Origin of the sequence: Yersinia thracica, from assembly GCF_902170565.1 — a bacterium.
GTDB classification, from domain to species: Bacteria; Pseudomonadota; Gammaproteobacteria; order Enterobacterales; family Enterobacteriaceae; genus Yersinia; species Yersinia thracica.
This window is the reverse complement of the sequence record NZ_CABHXX010000067.1, coordinates 45,221-65,350: the sequence shown is the minus strand read 5'-3', so window position 1 is coordinate 65,350 and position 20,130 is coordinate 45,221. Positions and strand designations below refer to the sequence as shown.

Sequence of the window (20,130 nt, the reverse complement as noted above, 5' to 3'; positions counted from 1 at the left end):
TGATTAAGCCAATACATGCTGGCGGATAACGGCGGCAATGCCCGGCTGTTCGTTATCGGCAATCACCAAATCAGCCCGTTGTTTGATGGCATCGGCGCTGTTGCCCATCGCCACACCTAAACCGGCGGTCTCAAGCATGCTTAAATCATTAAAGTTATCGCCAAAAGCCACCACGTCTTTCATGCTCAAACCTTGAGACTCAACCCATTGTTGCAGGCGCATCCCTTTGCTATTACCGGCTTGCGCAATATCCACCTGATCATGCCACGACCATTCACACGCCAGCCCCATTTCATTTTCTACTTTGCTGGCGAATGCTTTTAGTTGGTCAATATCGGCATGGGAAGTTGCAAATTTCCAGATGGCATTGGCGCTATGGGCAGCATCTAATAAGCTCTCGACATGCAGCAGTGTTGGGCGTTGGGCAACCGGCAATGATTCGGCCCAGCTCAGGGAGCGAACAACATGCCCGCTGGTCTGCTGATAAAGCATGGCGTCATCGACATACATCAACCCGTGGATATCACTTTGTTCCAGTAATTGTAATACTTGAACCGCCTGCTGGGGCTGTAATGGATTGGAATCCAAAACTTTTTTGGCTTGATAATCATAAATATAGGTGCCATTACAGCAAATTGCGGGGGTGTCTAGCGCTAAAGCCTGATAAAACGGGTGAATCGCCACATGATGGCGGCCAGTGACCACCACCACTTTCACACCCTCAGCCCGTGCCTGGGCCAGTGCAGATAAAGATTCTGGCAAAATACGTTTCTTGCTGTCGAGCAGTGTTCCATCCAGATCCAATGCAATAATACGGTATGTCATGGCAGCCCCAGTTTTATTAAAAAGTATATAAATAATATGTTTGGATAGTATTTTCTGATGGTACACCGGATAGCAGGCTGATTAAACCTGGCTTGGGCGCGGGGAGCATAATCGGTTAAAAATAAGCGGGAGAAGTTTTGAGCCGCGCAACGGCGGACTGTTGTATTATCTAGGGTATAAATAATTTGTTAATAGCATTGCCCAACAGGTTCGACTAAGGAGTAGAGATGAAGCAAGTGGTTTACGTGGCAAGCCCAGACAGTCAACAGATTCATGTCTGGCAATTAGATTCCTCCGGCGCATTAACTTTACTGCAAAAGGTAGAGGCGCCGGGCCAGGTGCAGCCGATGACAATCAACCCAAACCAGCGCCATCTGTATGTTGGCGTTCGCCCTGATTTTGGCATTGTTAGCTACAACATCGGCGACGATGGCACCTTGACTGCCGCCGGTATGGCCCCACTGCCGGGCAGCCCAACTCACATTGGTACCGATTTACAAGGCCGTTTCTTGTTCTCTGCTTCTTACAGTTTCAACTGTGTCAGTATCAGCCCCATTGATGAGCATGGTGTGGTACAGACACCTATTCAGCAGCTTGATGACTTACCTGCGCCGCACTCGGCAAATATTGACCCGACCAATCAAATCCTGTTGGTGCCTTGTTTGAAAGAAGACAAAGTGCGTTTATTTGATTTGAGTGTTGCGGGCAAATTAACCCCACATGCGCAGGCGAGTGTGACGGTTGCCGCAGGTGCTGGCCCGCGTCACATGGCTTTCCACCCGAATCAGCAGGTGGCTTATTGTGTGAATGAGCTGAATAGCTCGGTTGATGTATACCAAATCAGTAATAACAGACAAGAATATAAGATTATTCAAACACTGGATGCTATGCCAGCGGGCTTTAGTGATACCCGTTGGGCGGCTGATATTCATATCACGCCAAATGGTCGCCATTTGTATATTAGTGACCGTACCGCCAGTTTGTTGGGGATTTTCAGTGTTTCTGAGGACGGGCGAGAGATTGCCTTGGTCGGGCATCATCCGACTGAAGCACAGCCGCGCGGTTTCAATATTGACCACAGCGGCCAGTTCTTGATCTCTTCTGGTCAGAAATCCGATCATATTGCAGTGTATCGTATTGACCAGAACAGCGGCGAGCTGACCACGCTAAACCGCTATCCAGTCGGGAAAGGCCCGATGTGGGTCAGTATTTTGGCGAAATAGGCTATTTTACTTGCCATTTTGAATTTGGGCAGTGCTCGTAATCCTCACGTACTTTTTTGTACGCTCCGGTTACTGTGCGCTGTCCGCATCCAAACTGACTGCGACAATGACGCCAATAAGGTCATTTTTCTAATGGGCTCTTTCCACTGCTGATGCCACTGCATCAGTCAGCCGAGATAATGCCTCCGACGAAATAATATAAGGCGGCATCAGGTAAATAAGCTTGCCAAAGGGCCGGATCCACACGCCGTGTTCGACAAAACCGCGTTGTAGGCGGGCGACGTTAACCGGCTGTTTCATTTCCACTACCCCGATGGCCCCTAATACCCGAACATCAGCCACTGTTTTATGCTCTGTCAATGGCAAAAGTGCTTGTTTCAACTGAATTTCTATGGCGGAAACTTGCTGTTGCCAGTGATTTTCAGCCAATAAATTCAAACTAGCCGAGGCCACCGCGCAAGCCAGCGGGTTTGCCATAAATGTCGGCCCATGCATAAAGCACCCAGCATCACCATTACTGATGGTTTCTGCCACTTTTCGGGTGGTCAGTGTGGCCGATAAAGTCAAATACCCGCCAGTGAGCGCCTTACCCAGACAGAGAATGTCCGGCACGATTTGTGCGTGTTCACAGGCAAAAAGCTTACCGGTGCGGCCAAAACCGGTGGCGATTTCATCGGCAATCAACAAAATTTTATGCTGATCGCACAATGCTCTCACCTCGCGCAGGTAGGCGGGGTGGTAAATCCGCATCCCGCCCGCGCCTTGCACTATTGGCTCTAAAATCACTGCCGCAATTTCACCTGCGTGTTTTGCTATCATGGTAGCAAAATCCGTGATGTCTTCCGGGTTCCACTCCTCATCAAAGCGGCATTGTGGCGCGGTCGCGAACAGATTTTCCGCTAAGTAACCTTGATACAAACTGTGCATGGAATTCTGCGGGTCACACACTGACATCGCGCCGAAAGTATCGCCATGATAACCATGGCGTAGGGTCAAAATCCGCTGCCGCCGCTCCCCTTTTGCCTGCCAGTATTGCAAGGCCATTTTCAGGGCAACCTCGACCGCCACCGAACCCGAATCGGCCAGAAACACACATTCCAGCGCCGGGGGGGTCATGGCGACCAGTTGTTGGCAGAGTTTCACTGCGGGTGGATGGGTGATACCGCCAAACATCACATGCGACATTTTATCCAACTGTTGGTGTGCCGCCTGATTCAGTGCCGGATGGTTGTATCCGTGAATAGCCGCCCACCATGATGACATGCCATCAATCAGCCGCCGACCATCTGCCAGTTGTAGCTCAACCCCCTCAGCCGCCACCACGGGATAGCAAGGGAGCGGGTCGGTCATTGAGGTGTAGGGGTGCCAAATATGGCGTTGGTCAAAAGCCAGGTCAGAAGGTGTCATGAGGTTCTATTGTAAACCAAATTGATACAAGAATGGTTGACAGTATATCGAGTTTATTTACACTGACGACACTTTTTTCTCTTCCCTGGAGAGGCCGTAATGGCAAATTATATTCGCTGGACAGTCGGGCAAGCCCAAGCCCTGTTTGAAAAACCTTTGTTGGATTTATTGTTTGAAGCACAGCTTGTTCATCGTCAGCATTTTGATCCGCGCCAGGTTCAGGTCAGTACCTTGTTGTCGATTAAAACCGGTGCTTGCCCGGAAGATTGTAAATATTGCCCACAAAGTTCGCGCTACAAAACCGGACTGGAAAGTGAGCGATTAATGCAAGTCGAACAAGTGCTGGAGTCAGCGAAAAAAGCCAAAGCGGCGGGTTCAACTCGTTTCTGTATGGGGGCGGCCTGGAAAAACCCTCATGAACGCGATATGCCCTACCTGGAAAAAATGGTCGAAGGTGTCAAGGCGATGGGCATGGAAACCTGCATGACACTTGGCACCTTGGACAAGCAGCAAGCCCACCGTTTGGCCGATGCCGGGTTGGATTATTACAATCACAATCTGGATACCTCGCCGGAGTTCTATGGCAGTGTCATTACCACCCGCAGTTATCAGGAGCGGCTCGATACTCTCAGCGAAGTGCGTGATGCGGGCATTAAAGTTTGCTCCGGTGGGATTGTCGGGCTGGGGGAAAGCGTTCGTGACCGGGCCGGGTTGCTGGTGCAATTGGCGAATTTGCCGAAACCACCGGAAAGTGTGCCGATCAACATGTTGGTCAAAGTGAAAGGCACGCCAATGGAAAATAACGAAGATGTGGATGCTTTCGACTTTATTCGCACTATCGCCATTGCCCGCATCATGATGCCCACCTCCTATGTACGGCTCTCCGCCGGTCGCGAGCAGATGAATGAACAGACCCAGGCGATGTGCTTTATGGCGGGGGCTAATTCCATTTTCTATGGCTGCAAATTACTCACCACACCGAACCCGGAAGAAGATAAAGATTTACAACTGTTCCGCAAATTGGGGCTGAACCCACAGCAGACGGCAACCGATCACGGTGATCGTGAACAACAACAGGCCTTGACCGAGCAATTATTGCACGGCGACTCCTCGTCCGAAGACTCTGTTCAATTTTATAACGCGGCGGTCTGATGAGCTGGCAGGACAAAATAGAGCAGGGTTTGCAGCAACGGCGCGATGCAGCTGCTTACCGCAGTCGCCAAATGAATGACGGCGCTAATGGGCGCTGGTTGCAGACCGGCGCGCGGCGATATCTTAACTTTTCCAGTAATGATTATTTGGGGTTGAGTCAGGATGCCGCGGTGATTGCGGCCTGGCAGCAAGGGGCGCAGCGCTATGGCGTGGGTAGCGGCGGCTCCGGCCATGTGACGGGCTACAGCTTGCCTCATGCCCAATTGGAACAGCAATTGGCTGACTGGCTGGGTTACCCGCGCGCGGTGTTATTTATCTCCGGTTATGCGGCCAATCAGGCGGTATTGGCGGCGATAACTGCTGTCGATGACCGAATTTTGGCCGATAAACTCAGTCACGCCTCTTTGCTGGAGGCCGCTGCACACTCGCCAGCTCAACTGCGGCGTTTTGCTCACAATCAGCCCGATGCTCTGCAAAAACTGCTCAAAAATCCGTGTTCAGGGCAAACTTTGGTGGTGACGGAAGGCGTTTTTAGCATGGATGGCGACAGTGCGCCATTGGCGGTAATACAGCAACACACTGCGGCGGCAGGGGGCTGGTTATTAGTGGATGATGCCCACGGTATCGGCGTGCGGGGGGAAGCGGGGCGGGGCAGTTGTCAGTTACAAGGGGTGAAGCCCGAGCTATTGGTGGTCACTTTTGGCAAGGCATTTGGGTTAAGCGGCGCAGCAGTATTGTGTCAGGAACCCGTTGCCGAATATTTGCTGCAATATGCCCGTCATCTGATATACAGCACCGCAATGCCCCCGGCACAAGCTTGTGCTTTGCAAGCTGCATTGCTGCGTATTCAGCAAGGTGATGATTTGCGCCAACAACTTCAGCAACGTATTGCACAATTTCGCCGCGGTGCGGCAGATTTACCGCTGCAATTAGGCGCATCTGACACCGCCATTCAGCCACTATTAGTCGGTGACAATCAGCAGGCTGTGGCATTGGCGCAACAGCTACGCGCAGCGGGTTTGTGGGTCACGGCCATTCGCCCGCCAACAGTTCCCCCTGGTGGTGCCCGATTGCGCATTACTCTGAGTTCGGCTCATCAAAGTGAAGATATCGACCGGTTGCTGGAGGTGCTATATGGCGTTTGCCACTGAAAATGCACCGCCCGCATGGGGTAAGAAGCGGGCAGTGAATCAGCCGAAAGTGAATAAAGCAAAAGTGAATAAACCGGCGATTGCCGCAGCTTTTAGTCGGGCGGCTGGCAGTTACGACACCGCCGCCGATTTACAGCGGGAAACCGGTCATAGCTTGCTGGCCCTCGGCGCGCAGCATCCGGGGCAAAGGGTATTGGATGCGGGCTGCGGCACCGGATATTTTTCTCGCCTATGGCGCGAGCGCGGTAAGCAGGTTATTGCATTGGATTTGGCGGCTGGGATGCTGGAACACGCCCGCCAACACCAGGCTGCCGATGACTATCTTCTCGCCGACATTGAAAATATTCCGCTTTCTGATCAATCAGTTGATATCAGTTTTAGTAACTTAGCGGTGCAGTGGTGCGCCGATTTATCGGTGGCGCTGACTGAGCTGTATCGGGTTACACGCCGCGGTGGGATCATTCTGTTTTCAACATTGGCAAGTGGCTCACTTGATGAGTTGGGGTGGGCATGGCAACAGGTTGATGGCCAGCGGCATGTGAATGATTTCCTGCCATTTCAGCACATTAGCGCGGCCTGCCAAGATTATCGGCACAGGCTGACACCGCAGTTATATCAGCAACAATTTCCGAATGTCATTGCGCTTATGCGCTCGCTACAGGGCATTGGTGCCACGCATTTGCATCAGGGGCGTGAGGCTGGGTTGAGTGGCCGCGAACGCCTAATGGCCTTACAGCGCGCTTATAACATGCAATCCGGTTATTATCCGCTGAGTTACCATTTAGTTTATGGGGTTATTTATCGTGACTAAACGTTGGTTTATCACCGGCACAGATACTGATGTCGGTAAGACAGTTGCCAGTTGTGCATTATTACAAGCTGCTGCACTTGAGGGGTATCGCACTGCCGGTTATAAACCGGTGGCCTCGGGCAGCCAGATGACGGCTGATGGCTTGCGTAACAGTGATGCGCTGGCATTACAGGCCAACAGCACTCAAGCATTGTCTTATGCACAGGTGAACCCGCTGACATTGCTGGAGGCGACTTCGCCACATATTGCCAGTGTAAGTGAAGGGCAAGAGATTCATTTGTCTGTGTTATCTGAAGGGTTGCGCCAGCTTGAGCAATCCGCTGACTGGATACTGGTCGAGGGGGCGGGGGGCTGGTTTACGCCACTTTCCCCACAAGCCACTTTTGCTGATTGGGTGCAACAAGAACAATTGCCGGTGATTATGGTTGTTGGGATAAAACTGGGGTGCATCAATCATGCATTGTTGACCGCTTTGGCTATTGAGCAGGTGGGGCTGAGTCTGGTGGGTTGGGTCGCTAATGAAGTGATCCCTGCGGGGCGGCGACAAACTGAATACATGGCAACACTGACACAAATGATTAGCGCCCCCTTATTGGGCGTGATTCCTCATTTGGATGATCTGGCTGATAATCCTGCGACGACGCGCTCTGATCTGGGTGACTATCTAGATTTAAGTTTACTGGCTGCGGCGCGGTAAATACGGACTTTTAGCCATTAGGCGACGAAAAGGGCTAATAGCGGTTATTAGCCCACTTTTTTTTGGCACCAATATACTGCTGACGGAGCTTGCCTGCGCCATATCAACGGGTTAAATGCTCAATAATCATATTTTCATCCAACTGATCTAATGTCCCTTGTGCCACATTTCTGCCGCCTGCCATCAGACAGAATCTATCCGCAACATGTTGAATAAACGGCAATCTATGCTCGACTAACAATACTGTCATGCCAAAGCTGCTGCTGAGTTGGTGCAATATATTGCCGATTTCTTCACGTAATGGTGGCAACACGCCACTGCCCGGCTCATCAAGGATAAGCAACTCCGGCTCGGTCACCAGTGCACGGGCAATGGCCAACTGTTGCTGCTGATTGCGGCTCAGTTCGCCACCCCGCAGACTGCGTTTGTCATATAGCTGGGGAAACAACTCAAAAACCCAGCTCGGAATATGGCGCGATTGATGGCGGCCAGCCAACACGGCTATCAACATATTCTCCTCGACACTCATTTGGGAAAAAATCTGTTGCCCTTGAGGAACATAGCCGATGCCCAGTGCGGTGCGCTCCTCGACAGGGTGCTGTAGCAAATTCTGTGGTGGTTCATGGTTAGGCTGCCAGGTCATGGTGCCACTTTTAATCGGCAGATGGCCCATGATGCAATTAATTAATGTGGTTTTCCCTACGCCGTTGCGGCCAATTAGGCAGGTACATTGGCCGCGAGGAATCTCCAGATTGATATCCCAAAGGATATGATTCTGCCCATAGTATTGATTTACAGCGGTTAAACTCAGCATCAGTGCTTCTCCTTAGTCAGTCTCAGTTGTTCACAGGTATCCCGGTGTTCTGTAACGGCTAGTGAGGATTAACCAGCAAATCTGCATACTGGGTAGCGGCAGCACAGCATAAAAACCATCTTTCTGACGAGTGGTTGTGAGTATCTCTCTATCAAGATCAAGCAACTCTTGGGCCAAGTTGCGGTGAACCGAGCTAAAATGCGTATGTTAATGGGCTGTAAATAGTTTTGGCTCGCGAGGATAGACTCAAACAGCTCAAGTCGTGGGAGGGATAGCAGGAGAGTGGGCATTCTTTGCACTTAAGCAGTGCTATCAAGCAGAACATGGTGCAAAAGATACAGTCACGTAGGTGACTGTTCAATTTGTACACGTAGAATGCTGAAATTATAGAATTAGCAAATAGATTTGTTAGCACTAATTGAAATATGCGGTGAAATAAAAATGTAAAAAAAACACTAAAAAAGCCAGTTTGTCACTATTACATCGCTAAGCTTTGCTTTTCGCCAACACGCGGCCCTTATGGGCTTGAATGAGTTATCCACCATTCCTGTGGATAACCTTGTGCATTAGCCATAGAAAACTGATGGCAAGCGAGAGCGGACGCGGCTTACGCTCATGTTGTCCGGATTCTCGACTTTTTGGTAATTTATTTAATTTTCAATGAGTTAATTAAAATCAAGCACTCAAAAAATATAGCCCGCACATATGGATGATCTTTAATCAATTAACTATCAATAATGTATTTATGTTAACGGCTGGGGATAAAATACATTTAGGGTGAAAATATCAGTTACATGTCACTGTAACAATGCAAAGGACATCGCATTGAGAGCGATTTTGGCATTTTGCTGCTTGAAGCTGGTTTTATATCCAGTATCATAGCAGTGGAAAAAATCTATGGGGCTTTCATAATTAGCCTCCTGACAGTGTGTATTTCTCCGGCGGGTAGCAAATTCATGAGTAAATTATTCAAACTACATTCTGAGTTTAAGCCAGCAGGTGATCAGCCTGAGGCCATCCGCAAACTGGAGGAGGGGCTGGAGAATGGTCTGGCCCACCAGACGCTGTTGGGGGTGACGGGGTCGGGCAAAACCTTTACGGTTGCCAATGTTATAGCTGATTTGAATCGACCCACGATGGTATTAGCGCCCAACAAAACCTTGGCGGCACAGCTTTATGGCGAGATGAAAGAGTTTTTCCCCGATAATGCGGTGGAATATTTCGTCTCCTACTATGACTATTATCAGCCCGAAGCCTATGTCCCAAGCTCTGATACCTTTATTGAGAAAGATGCCTCGGTAAACGAGCATATTGAGCAAATGCGGCTGTCGGCGACTAAAGCCCTGCTGGAGCGGCGCGATGTAGTGGTGGTTGCCTCGGTCTCCGCCATTTATGGTTTGGGTGACCCCGACTTATACCTGAAAATGATGCTGCATTTAACCAAGGGCATGATAATCGATCAGCGCGCAATTTTACGGCGCTTGTCAGAATTGCAATATAGCCGCAATGACCAGGTATTTCAGCGCGGCACTTTCCGGGTGCGGGGCGAGGTTATCGACATCTTCCCGGCGGAATCTGATGAGTGGGCAGTGCGGGTTGAATTATTTGATGAGGAAGTTGAGCGACTGTCCATTTTTGATCCTCTCACCGGCCAGCTACAGCATGAAGTTCCTCGTTTTACGGTCTATCCTAAAACGCACTACGTTACCCCGAGGGAACGTATTTTACAGGCGATGGAAGACATCAAAGTTGAGCTGGCTGAGCGGCGTCAGGTGTTGTTAGCCAACAATAAATTGGTTGAAGAACAGCGTATTACACAGCGAACTCAATTTGATCTCGAAATGATGAATGAACTGGGCTACTGCTCCGGCATTGAAAACTATTCCCGCTATCTTTCTGGCCGTGGGCCGGGTGAAGCGCCGCCAACCCTCTTTGATTATCTACCGGCGGATGGTTTGCTGATTGTGGATGAATCCCACGTCACCATCCCGCAAATCGGCGGGATGTACAAAGGTGACCGTTCGCGGAAAGAAACCTTGGTGGAATATGGCTTCCGCCTGCCATCGGCGCTGGATAACCGCCCAATGCGCTTTGAAGAATTTGAAGCTCTGGCGCCACAGACCATTTATGTCTCTGCCACTCCCGGCAAATATGAACTGGAGAAATCCGGTGGTGATATTATTGAGCAGGTAGTGCGCCCAACCGGCTTGCTCGATCCATTGATTGAAGTGCGCCCAGTGGCAACACAAGTGGATGATTTGCTGTCAGAGATCCGCATCCGCGCCGCGATTAATGAGCGGGTATTGGTGACCACGCTAACTAAGCGGATGGCTGAAGACTTAACGGAGTATCTGGTAGAACATGGTGCGCGGGTGCGTTACTTGCATTCGGATATTGATACCGTTGAGCGCGTAGAGATTATTCGCGATTTGCGTCTGGGCGAGTTTGATGTGCTGGTGGGGATCAACTTACTGCGAGAAGGGCTGGATATGCCGGAGGTTTCTCTTGTCGCCATCCTTGATGCTGATAAAGAGGGTTTCCTGCGCTCCGAGCGCTCCTTAATCCAGACCATTGGCCGTGCAGCACGTAACCTCAATGGTAAAGCAATTCTTTATGGTGACAGAATTACGGCCTCGATGGAAAAAGCCATTGGTGAAACACAGCGCCGCCGGGCTAAGCAGCAAACTTACAATGAAGAGCGCGGCATTATTCCACAGGGGCTTAACAAGAAGGTCGGCGATCTTCTGCAATTGGGCCAACCTTCACTGCGCGGTAAAGGGAAAGGGCGGGGCGGTAAAGTGGCTGATACCCATGATTACCAATCTCTGGCACCGAAAGCGCTTGACCAAAAAATCCGCGAGTTGGAAGCGAAAATGTACACACACGCGCAAAATCTGGAGTTCGAACAGGCGGCAGAATTACGCGATCAAGTACACCAGTTGCGCCAGCAATTCATCGCCATATCTTAATATCTTGCGGCATACCTCGATTCCTCGTAAGGTGTGCCGCTAAATTTAGGGTTAATAGATAAATAAACAGGGCAAATGATGAGCGACCATGTATCAAAAGATCCGTTACACGGCATTACCCTTGAACAACTGTTGACCAAACTGGTCGAGCACTACGGCTGGGAAGAGTTAGCACACCGCATTCGGATCAACTGTTTCATCAGCTCACCGAGTATTAAATCTAGTTTGAAGTTTTTGCGGCGAACTCCGTGGGCGCGCACTAAAGTGGAAGAGCTATATATCCACATGAATGATACTGCGGCTCTGGAAGAAAAATTTCGTCACTCACAGGACTAGTCCACTGACACAGAATTTGCACCACCCAATTGCTGCAAGGTGGTTTCCAGTGCTTGGCGCAGTAGCTCCCGATCATGACGATAGGGGATATCTTTGGCTTCCAAGGGCTGCTGTACAATGATTCTGTCCCTAACGCCACTGATATCAATGTGTGGGCTGACAATTGCGGCATCAATGATTTTTCTGCCAATCTTGTTTTCCATTATTGCCAATTTTTCGTGCAAAGACAGCTCAGCGGCAGCAACACTTAGCTCGCGCCCCAGGTTGCCAATATAAATCATACTGGCAGAGCTGCGCCGTAGAGCTTGAGTGAGATCGTCGAGCAATAATAGTGGCATCAAGCTAGTCAAAAAACTGCCCGGCCCGATTAAGATAACATCCGCCTGGCTGATAGCTTCAATCGCCTCCTTGGTCGCATGGACATGGGGGGATAGCAGCAAATCTTTCGGCATATGTGCAAGTTGGTCAATATTGACTTCACCGTAAATCGGGTGCCCTTCATTATCGATGGCCATCAAGTCGACGGGTTGTTCTGACATAGGGATCAACCAGGCATCGATTTTCAGCAAGCTACGCACCAGATTAATGGCTTCAAGAGGGCGGATGCTAAGATGGTCCAGCGATTTGAGCATTAAATTGCCCAGATTATGGCCCGCTAGCTCACCATTGCCAGTAAAACGGTATTCGAACATGGCGGAAGCGACACTGGGTTCAGTGATCAATTGATTCAGACAATTACGGGTATCCCCCCAGGCAATTCCCCCCTCGGAACGGCGTATGCGGCCAGTCGAACCCCCATTATCAGTGGTGGTAACAATACCGGTCAGGCGTGAACCTAAAGAAGAAAGAGCTGACATCACCCGCCCCAGCCCATGGCCTCCACCTAATGCAACGACCCGGTCGAGATCCGCTAATGTGCGATTTCGCATATTTTTCCTGCCTAAATATTGTAATAAGCATAGCTAATGGGGAAATTGCTGCATAAGTTAACGGATTTGCTGCCAAAACGCGATAAAAGCCATGATTTTCGTGATTTTAAACAAAGTATTAGCCTCGGAATAAAATAAGCTCAAAATACCCTTCATACTTGGAGCCGCAGGGGTGTTAGCTACGCGCACTAACCCGAATTACTTACCAGTGTAAGCTCATCGGGATTTGCTTGCTTGCTGCCTACCTGCAACTCCAATTACTTTGGGTATAATGCTGATTTTTGTTATATAAGTCGTTGTATATAAAAATATATAGCGAAAAACAGCGATTGGCTATCTTGTCGTTTTAGCGTTAGAATCTGCAAAGAAAGTAAGGTTTTTAGCGGTTAGCCGCTGTAACGAATTTTGCTTTTTAACCATGGTTCAGTTAGCTGTGAGCAAACAGCAGCTGAGCACAAACTCCTAGCCTTGGTGTCTACGTTGTTGCTTTTATGGACAATATGATGCTCTGGCCGTGGCTTTATGCCACCAGGGTGCGAGGTGGAAATGCCTGCATCTCCCGTATTTGGAAAGGTGTTATGGTACAACTTACAGACGCATTTGCGCGCAAGTTCTATTATTTGCGCCTATCGATTACTGATGTGTGCAATTTTCGCTGCACATACTGCCTGCCCGATGGCTATCGCCCGGACGGATTAAAAAGTTTCCTGAGCCTTGACGAAATAAGTCGCGTCAGCCGTGCATTTGCCATGCTAGGAACTGAAAAAATCCGTTTAACCGGTGGCGAGCCGTCTATGCGCCGCGATTTCACCGATATTATCGCCACCATTCGTCAAAATTCCGCGATCCGCACTTTGGCGGTGACCACCAATGGTTATCGTTTAGCGCGTGATGCCGCTCAGTGGCGCGAGGCGGGGTTGACGGCGATTAATGTCAGTGTTGATAGCCTCGACCCTCGACAATTTCATGCCATCACCGGGCAAGATAAATTCCATCAAGTGATGCAAGGTATTGATGCGGCTTTTGATGCGGGTTTTGAGAAAGTCAAAATCAATGCCGTGCTGATGCGGGATGTCAATGACAAGAATCTCGGAGCATTCCTTAACTGGATAAAATCTCGCCCCATTCAACTACGATTTATTGAATTGATGGAGACCGGTGAGGGCGGCAATGTGTTCCGTAAACATCATGTTTCCGGTGATGTCATCCGTCAGCAATTACTCCTGCAAGGCTGGCAACAGCAAGAGCGTGCGCGCAGTGATGGCCCAGCTCAAGTGTTCCATCACCCGGACTATTTAGGGGAGATTGGGCTTATCATGCCGTATGAGAAAGACTTCTGTGCCAGTTGTAACCGCCTGCGTGTTTCAGCACTGGGAAACCTGCATTTATGCTTATTTGGCGAGCAGGGTATCACGCTGCGTGATTTGTTAGGCAGTGATGACCAGCAATATGAATTAATGGCGCGAATTCAAAGTGCATTGCAAACCAAGAAGCAAACTCATTTCTTGCATCAAGGGAATAGCGGCATTACGCAAAATTTATCATTTATTGGTGGCTGATCGGCTGCAATATCAAGAACAGAGGTTATATATGACCCAATTAACTCACATTAATGCCGCCGGCGAAGCCCATATGGTGGATGTCTCCGCCAAAGCGGAAACTGTGCGTGAAGCACGTGCGGAAGCCTTTGTTGAAATGCATGCCGCGACATTGGCGATGATTATCGATGGCAGCCATCATAAAGGCGATGTGTTTGCCACCGCACGGATCGCCGGTATTCAAGCCGCAAAAAAAACCTGGGAATTAATTCCCCTGTGCCACCCGCTATTGCTGACTAAAGTCGAAGTTCAGTTGGAAGCACAGCCGGAACACAATCGGGTTCGCATTGAGTCCTGCTGCCGCCTGACGGGTAAAACTGGGGTGGAAATGGAAGCTTTGACTGCGGCATCCGTCGCAGCGCTGACCATTTATGACATGTGTAAAGCCGTACAAAAAGACATGATAATTGGCCCGGTTCGCCTGTTGGCGAAAAGTGGCGGAAAATCTGGTTATTTTAAGGTAAGTCCATGATTCAGATTCTATTTTTTGCTCAGGTGCGTGAGTTGGTAGGGACTGACCGCTTGCAAGTGGCTGCGGAGTTTTCAACCGTTGATGCTTTGCGCCAATCCTTGTGTCAACGGGGTGACCGCTGGCAATTGGCTCTGGAAGAAGGGAAGTTGCTCACGGCGGTGAATCAATCGCTGGTCAATGCTCAACACCCCTTGGTTGCAGGGGATGAAGTCGCTTTCTTCCCTCCGGTGACGGGAGGTTAATAATGGACAACACGCGCATTCGTGTCGGGCTGGCAGCATTTAATGTCGGCGAAGAATACTCCTGGTTGTCGCAATGTGATGAAGATGGGGCGGTGGTGACCTTTACCGGCAAAGTCCGTAACCATAATTTGGGCAGCAATGTCAGTGCGTTGACACTAGAACATTACCCTGGCATGACAGAAAAAGCGCTGGCTGAAATTATTGCTCAAGCACGTAGCCGCTGGCCCTTACAGCGCGTGTCAGTGATTCATCGGGTTGGGCCATTATTCCCCGGAGATGAAATCGTCTTTGTTGGCGTGACCAGCGCTCATCGCAGCATGGCGTTTGAGTCTGCTGAGTTTATTATGGACTATCTGAAAACACGGGCACCATTTTGGAAACGCGAAGCAACCACCGACGGCGAACGTTGGGTTGAATCACGCGACAGTGATCATGCGGCAGCCAAGCGCTGGTAAACTGTAAGTAAACCCGTGTAAAGATTGGCCCTAAATACCTATTTTTACTCCCTTGTTTGCCCTATTTCTGTGGTACCCTAAAAGAGTCGGTGGGCTGTCAGTTGATGGCCTGTATCATTATTTATATGCATAAGGTAACTACCATGGATCGCTATCCACGCTCTAATGGTTCAATTGTCGAACGTGCCAACTCTGGCATTCAGGCATATATGGCGCAGGTATACGGCTGGATGACCTGTGGTCTGTTATTAACGGCGGTAGTCGCATGGTACGCAGCGAACACCCCTTCAATTATTTTTGCTTTGCAGTCAAATCAAATCCTGTTCTTCGGGTTGATTATTGCTCAGCTTGGTTTGGTTTTTGTTATCTCCGGCATGATTAATCGCCTGAGTGGTTCAGCCGCAACGTCACTGTTTATGCTGTACTCTGCGCTAACGGGGCTGACGCTCTCCAGCATCTTGATACTGTACACCGGCGCATCAATCGCCAGTACTTTTGTCATTTGTGCCGGGATGTTTGGTGCTATGAGCCTTTATGGCTACACCACTAAACGCGATTTGAGTGGTATGGGCAGCATCCTGTTTATGGGCCTGATCGGTATCATTCTGGCGTCTTTGGTTAACATTTGGCTAAAAAGCCCGGCGTTGATGTGGGCTGTGACTTACATCGGTGTCTTAGTGTTTGTCGGCCTGACAGCTTACGATACCCAGAAATTGAAAAACATGGGTGCGCAGTTAGATGCCAATGATAAAGATGGTTTCCGTAAGTATGCCATCGTCGGCGCATTGACCTTGTATCTGGATTTCATCAACCTGTTCCTGATGCTGTTGCGGATTTTCGGCAACCGCCGCTAAGCTGGTTGATTAAGAGCTGCGGCGCGGCGAACACAACTCTAAATTTGAAAGGACACCTAATTGGTGTCCTTTTTGTTTTTTGTGAGTACAGAAAATTGCTGTGTTACGCGATTTTCCGTCTAAACATCCCGTAGGCCGCACTCCCTGTGGTGGCGGTTATCACCAACAGCGGCCACAAACTGTGCCAGATGATGTCGAAGCTGGCATCCTTGAGGTAAATCTGTTTGGTGATATCAGTAAAGTGGCGGATAGGATTGACCCACGTGATATTTTGCAGCCAAACAGGCATGTTCTCTACTGGGGAGACATAACCAGAAAGCAAGATTGCGGGCATCATAAAGACAAATACGCCAATAAAGGCTTGCTGCTGAGTAGAACATAGCGATGAAATCAATAAGCCAAAACCGACCAATGACAAGCCGTAGAGCAGCATAGTGCCATAAAACAGTGCCAGTGACCCTGCAAAAGGGATTTGGTAGAAAAATATGCCGATAAACAACACGATAGTGGCCTGGAAAGTGGCGACTATCAGTGCCGGAACTGCTTTGCCGATAAATATCTGCCAGGTGGTCAGTGGTGAAACTAAAAGCTGTTCCAGTGTCCCTTGTTCCCGCTCACGGGCGACCGACAGTGACGTGACAATCAATACGCCAATAGTTGTAATCATCGCTATCAATGATGGCACCACAAACCATTTGTAATCCAAGTTCGGGTTATACCAATTTCGAATCACTAGCTCGCTGTTATTGGGTTTGATTTGCCCCTTGGTCAATTCTAATTGGTATTCTTGCACGATTTGCTGAATGTAATTCGCGGCTATTTGGGCGCTGTTAGAATTGCGACCATCCAGAGCCAACTGTAACTGAGTGGTTTTGCTATTTGCCAAGTCCGCACTGAATTGCGCAGGAAAGCGAATTAACAGCAAGGCTTTCTGATTATCAATCACTGGCTGAATCTCTTGTGGGCTGTGCAGCAGCAACACATGAGAAAATGCTTCGGCTTTAGCAAAGCGCTGAGTGAGTTCTATTGACGCCTTACCGCTGTCTTCGCTATAAATGGCGATAGTGGCATTGGTCACTTCTAATGTGGCGGCGAATGGGAATAAAATCACCTGCAATATCACTGGCATGATTAATATCGCCCGGGTTTGCGGTTCGCGCAGCAGCGATTGCAACTCTTTAATAATCAATGTGTAAAGGCGATGAAACATCGTTAACTCCCTTCCGTTAATCTAGCCGACGACCTAATCTAATCGACGATTTGTTTTCCATGCTGTCAGGCCGATAAACACGGTTGCGGATGCAACCAAAAACAACAGGTTAATCACCAAAACGGTACCGATATCTCCCGCCAGGAATAGAGTTTGCAAGCTGCTGACAAAATAGCGGGCAGGAATGATATAGGTTACGGCGCGGACCACGGCGGGCATGCTGTCGATTTGGAAAATAAATCCTGACAGCATAACCGCGGGCAGGAATGCGGCGTTCAGTGCCACCATGGCCGCATTAAACTGGTTGCGGGTGATAGTCGAAATCAACAGCCCCATGCCCAGTGTGCTGGCTAAGAATAAGCTGGTCATGACAAATAATATCCACAATGAGCCGCGATAAGGTACACCGAGGATAAATACCGCGACCACCATACATAACGTCATGGCGACCATCCCGAGCACATAATAGGGGATAAGTTTTGACAGTAATAACTCACTGCGTGTGACCTGAGTAGAAAGTAGCGCCTCCATGGTGCCGCGTTCCCACTCGCGCGCGATCACCAGTGACGTCAGGATCGCGCCAATCACTGTCATGATAATGGTAATGGCCCCCGGAATGATAAAATGTCGGCTGATGGCGGCGGGGTTAAACCAATAGCGCACCTGAATTTCTATCAGCGGATCATTCTTTTGCCCCAGATTTTGCGCCTGCTGTTGTTGCCAGATTTGCCACACACCTTGGGCATAACCTTGCACAAAGTTGGCGGTATTCGGCTCACTGCCGTCAGTAATCACCTGAATGGGTGCTTTACTCTCTGGCCGTGCGAGTTGCTCGGCAAAATCATTCGGAATCACAATAAGTCCGCGGATTTTACCGGCTTGCATCGCTTGAATCAGCGCTTGACGGTTATCACTGATTTGCGGGGAGATATAGGGCGAGCTGGCGAACGCATTAGCCAAATCTTGCGCCGGTTGACTCTGTTGCTCCATTAAAATGCCGACATGCAGTTTGCTGGAGTCCAGATTGATGCCATAGCCAAAAATAAATAACAATAACAATGGGATAACAAAGGCGATTAACCCACTGCTGGGGTCGCGCAGAATTTGCCGGGTTTCTTTACGACATAGCGCCCGCAGGCGACGCCAAGAAAATCCGGTGTCTTGATAAGTTTCACTCTCATTTACCGGGGTTTTATTTACATGGAAATCATGTGGCTCGGTCATGATTGTTGCTCCTTATCGTTTTGTTGGTCATAGCGCAGAACCAACCCGATAAATGCTTCTTCCATTGATGGATTAGGGGCTTCACCCGTGGCAACTTGCTGCTTTAGCTCATCTGGCGTGCCCGCCGCAATAATTTTGCCACGATAAACCAGCCCGATACGGTCGCAATATTCTGCTTCATCCATAAAGTGGGTGGTGACCATGACAGTCACTCCTTTATCTACCATCCCATTGATATGCAGCCAAAATTCACGGCGGGTGAGGGGATCAACACCGGAGGTAGGCTCGTCCAGAAACAGAATATCTGGCTCATGCATCAGGGCGCAAGCCAGCGCCAGGCGCTGTTTGAACCCAAGTGGCAGTGAGTCGGGCGTTTGCTTGAGAATTGGCGTGAAATTAAACGCCGACGTCATATCGGCTATTTTTTCGCGTTGAGTTTTCCCTTGTAGGCCATAAACACCGGAGAAAAATTTCAGATTTTGCTCCACCGTCAGATTGCCATACAGTGAGAATTTCTGCGCCATATAACCCAAATGTTGGCGCGCTTTACCGGAGCTGGTTTTCAGATCCATCCCCAGCACCAAAGCCTTGCCGCTACTGGGAACCAGCAAGCCACACATCATTTTAAATGTGGTCGATTTACCGGCACCGTTCGGCCCGAGCAAACCAAATATCTCCCCGCGTTTGACCTGAAAATTCACATGGTCGGTGGCGGCAAAGTCACCAAATTTCTTGGTTAACTCTTGGGCCTCAATCACCGTTTCATCATGGCTGCCCTCGACTTTGGGCATGATTTTCGCCAGTGCGGATTCACTGGCCGGGCCGCCACCCAGCAAGTCGATAAAGGCATCCTCAAAGCGCGGTTCAGCCTCCATAATCCCGCCATTAGACTGATTTAACAGGGATAATATCTGGCTATGGTCTACGTCCGGTTTGAGGATCAGCCGCACATATTTACCTTGAATAACCCCATCACTGACCTGAGGTAGCGCCAAAGCATGTTGTAGTAATTTGCGGTTAGTGCCGGTTTGGGCTGCGACAAGAATAGTCCGGCCGCTCATGCGCTGCGTCAGCTCTTGTGGCGCGCCGCTATAGAGCAATTTCCCCTCATTGAGCAGCAAAACCTCGCGGCATTGCTCGGCTTCATCCAGATAAGATGTGCTCCAGAGAATGAGCATACCGTCGCTTGCCAACTCATGAACCATGCGCCATAGCTCGCGGCGTGAGATGGGGTCGACACCAACGCCCGGCTCATCCAGCAACAAGACTTTGGGCTGCCCGACCAAAGTACAGGCCAAGCCCAATTTTTGTTTCATGCCGCCGGATAGCTTGCCCGCCAGCCGCTCCGTAAAGCGGGTCAAATCGGTAAAAGTTAGCAGGCGCTCGAAGGTCTGGCGGCGCTGTTCACCGGTGACGCCCCGTAAATCGGCATACAGCGTCAGGTTTTCCATCACCGTCAAATCTTCATATAAACCAAACTTTTGCGGCATATAGCCGAGGATGGAATGTAACTGGCGATCATTTTCTACAGGGTCAAGGCCGACGACCGTTAGCTTACCTTGGCTGGGTTTCAGCAACCCGGCCAACATCCGTAACAGCGTCGTTTTACCTGCGCCGTCTGGCCCGACCAAACCGGTGACGGCCCCGCTGCGGATTTCAGTAGTCAGGCTGGCAACCGCCGGGCTTTCTAGTCCGGGGAAAGATTTTTCGACACCTTCCAGAGTAATAAGATGCTGAATGCCATTCATAACTTATGCCGCC

General features: G+C 49.8%; 19 protein-coding genes and 1 riboswitch. Of the genes, 12 read left to right on the top strand and 7 right to left on the bottom strand.

The genetic code is table 11. The features are described from left to right. Positions 1–3: 3 nt before the first annotated feature. Positions 4–825 (bottom strand): pyridoxal phosphatase, encoded by an 822-nt coding sequence (locus FTA91_RS07950; protein ID WP_050112768.1) that lies wholly within the window; start codon positions 823–825, stop codon positions 4–6. A gap of 227 nt (positions 826–1,052) precedes the next feature. On the opposite strand from FTA91_RS07950, the gene pgl reads away from it, so the two are divergent. Further along, positions 1,053–2,048 carry a 6-phosphogluconolactonase gene (pgl, locus tag FTA91_RS07945; protein WP_050112770.1) on the top strand — a complete coding sequence of 332 codons (996 nt, stop codon included), beginning with the start codon at positions 1,053–1,055 and terminating at the stop codon, positions 2,046–2,048. Positions 2,049–2,177: 129 nt separating this feature from the next. On the opposite strand, the gene bioA is transcribed toward pgl, so the two are convergent. Beyond that, positions 2,178–3,455 (bottom strand): adenosylmethionine--8-amino-7-oxononanoate transaminase, encoded by a 1,278-nt coding sequence (gene bioA / locus FTA91_RS07940; RefSeq protein ID WP_050112771.1) that lies wholly within the window; start codon positions 3,453–3,455, stop codon positions 2,178–2,180. A gap of 99 nt (positions 3,456–3,554) precedes the next feature. Between bioA and bioB the strand changes: the two genes are divergently transcribed. Genes bioB through bioD form a run of 4 tightly spaced genes read left to right on the top strand, consistent with a single transcriptional unit; the run spans position 3,555 to position 7,266 of the window. Continuing rightward, positions 3,555–4,607 (top strand): biotin synthase BioB, encoded by a 1,053-nt coding sequence (gene bioB / locus FTA91_RS07935; protein ID WP_145534661.1) that lies wholly within the window; start codon positions 3,555–3,557, stop codon positions 4,605–4,607. Next, the gene (gene bioF, locus FTA91_RS07930) at positions 4,607–5,758 is read left to right on the top strand and encodes an 8-amino-7-oxononanoate synthase (protein WP_145534664.1); all 1,152 of its coding nucleotides are present in this window, start codon (positions 4,607–4,609) and stop codon (positions 5,756–5,758) included. Before bioB ends, bioF begins: the two co-directional genes overlap by 1 nt. Further along, complete coding sequence (bioC, locus tag FTA91_RS07925; protein ID WP_050112778.1) at positions 5,742–6,569, top strand: malonyl-ACP O-methyltransferase BioC; 828 nt, start codon at positions 5,742–5,744, stop codon at positions 6,567–6,569. Before bioF ends, bioC begins: the two co-directional genes overlap by 17 nt. Further along, positions 6,562–7,266, top strand: coding sequence for a dethiobiotin synthase (gene bioD, locus FTA91_RS07920; RefSeq protein WP_050112779.1), 705 nt, complete (start codon positions 6,562–6,564; stop codon positions 7,264–7,266). Before bioC ends, bioD begins: the two co-directional genes overlap by 8 nt. Positions 7,267–7,369: 103 nt before the next feature. On the opposite strand, the gene FTA91_RS07915 is transcribed toward bioD, so the two are convergent. Then, positions 7,370–8,080, bottom strand: a complete 711-nt coding sequence (locus FTA91_RS07915; RefSeq protein WP_145534667.1) for an ABC transporter ATP-binding protein — start codon at positions 8,078–8,080, stop codon at positions 7,370–7,372. A 956-nt stretch (positions 8,081–9,036) separates the two neighbouring features. On the opposite strand from FTA91_RS07915, the gene uvrB reads away from it, so the two are divergent. Together uvrB and FTA91_RS07905 are read left to right on the top strand one after the other, a co-directional pair. Then, the gene (gene uvrB, locus FTA91_RS07910; RefSeq protein ID WP_050112892.1) at positions 9,037–11,049 is read left to right on the top strand and encodes an excinuclease ABC subunit UvrB; all 2,013 of its coding nucleotides are present in this window, start codon (positions 9,037–9,039) and stop codon (positions 11,047–11,049) included. A 78-nt stretch (positions 11,050–11,127) separates the two neighbouring features. Continuing rightward, positions 11,128–11,385: a VF530 family protein gene (locus FTA91_RS07905; RefSeq protein ID WP_038634553.1), complete on the top strand. Its 258-nt coding sequence runs from the start codon at positions 11,128–11,130 to the stop codon at positions 11,383–11,385. Here the strand turns inward: FTA91_RS07905 and FTA91_RS07900 are convergent. Next, positions 11,382–12,314, bottom strand: a complete 933-nt coding sequence (locus FTA91_RS07900; protein WP_050112783.1) for a gluconeogenesis factor YvcK family protein — start codon at positions 12,312–12,314, stop codon at positions 11,382–11,384. The genes FTA91_RS07905 and FTA91_RS07900 overlap by 4 nt on opposite strands. 447 nt (positions 12,315–12,761) lie before the next feature. Continuing rightward, a riboswitch (molybdenum cofactor riboswitch) is annotated at positions 12,762–12,906 on the top strand. Between FTA91_RS07900 and moaA the strand changes: the two genes are divergently transcribed. The 5 genes from moaA (at position 12,893) to FTA91_RS07875 (ending at position 15,935) form a co-directional block, all read left to right on the top strand. Beyond that, the gene (gene moaA, locus FTA91_RS07895) at positions 12,893–13,873 is read left to right on the top strand and encodes a GTP 3',8-cyclase MoaA (protein ID WP_050112784.1); all 981 of its coding nucleotides are present in this window, start codon (positions 12,893–12,895) and stop codon (positions 13,871–13,873) included. It overlaps the preceding riboswitch by 14 nt. Positions 13,874–13,904: 31 nt before the next feature. Continuing rightward, positions 13,905–14,384, top strand: coding sequence for a cyclic pyranopterin monophosphate synthase MoaC (gene moaC / locus FTA91_RS07890; protein ID WP_145534670.1), 480 nt, complete (start codon positions 13,905–13,907; stop codon positions 14,382–14,384). Then, positions 14,381–14,626: a molybdopterin synthase sulfur carrier subunit gene (gene moaD, locus FTA91_RS07885; protein ID WP_050112788.1), complete on the top strand. Its 246-nt coding sequence runs from the start codon at positions 14,381–14,383 to the stop codon at positions 14,624–14,626. Before moaC ends, moaD begins: the two co-directional genes overlap by 4 nt. Positions 14,627–14,628: 2 nt before the next feature. After that, complete coding sequence (gene moaE / locus FTA91_RS07880; protein WP_050112790.1) at positions 14,629–15,081, top strand: molybdopterin synthase catalytic subunit MoaE; 453 nt, start codon at positions 14,629–14,631, stop codon at positions 15,079–15,081. Positions 15,082–15,224: 143 nt separating this feature from the next. Next, complete coding sequence (locus FTA91_RS07875; RefSeq protein ID WP_038639638.1) at positions 15,225–15,935, top strand: Bax inhibitor-1/YccA family protein; 711 nt, start codon at positions 15,225–15,227, stop codon at positions 15,933–15,935. A 103-nt stretch (positions 15,936–16,038) separates the two neighbouring features. Here FTA91_RS07875 and FTA91_RS07870 read toward each other — a convergent pair whose 3' ends face one another. The 3 genes from FTA91_RS07870 to FTA91_RS07860 are packed head-to-tail and all read right to left on the bottom strand — an operon-like array spanning position 16,039 to position 20,117. Next, positions 16,039–17,145, bottom strand: coding sequence for an ABC transporter permease (locus tag FTA91_RS07870; RefSeq protein WP_145534673.1), 1,107 nt, complete (start codon positions 17,143–17,145; stop codon positions 16,039–16,041). A gap of 33 nt (positions 17,146–17,178) precedes the next feature. Then, positions 17,179–18,369 carry an ABC transporter permease gene (locus FTA91_RS07865; protein WP_050112793.1) on the bottom strand — a complete coding sequence of 397 codons (1,191 nt, stop codon included), beginning with the start codon at positions 18,367–18,369 and terminating at the stop codon, positions 17,179–17,181. Further along, on the bottom strand, positions 18,366–20,117 hold the full coding sequence (locus tag FTA91_RS07860) for an ATP-binding cassette domain-containing protein (RefSeq protein ID WP_050112795.1): 1,752 nt from the start codon (positions 20,115–20,117) through the stop codon (positions 18,366–18,368). Before FTA91_RS07860 ends, FTA91_RS07865 begins: the two co-directional genes overlap by 4 nt. Positions 20,118–20,130: the final 13 nt, after the last annotated feature.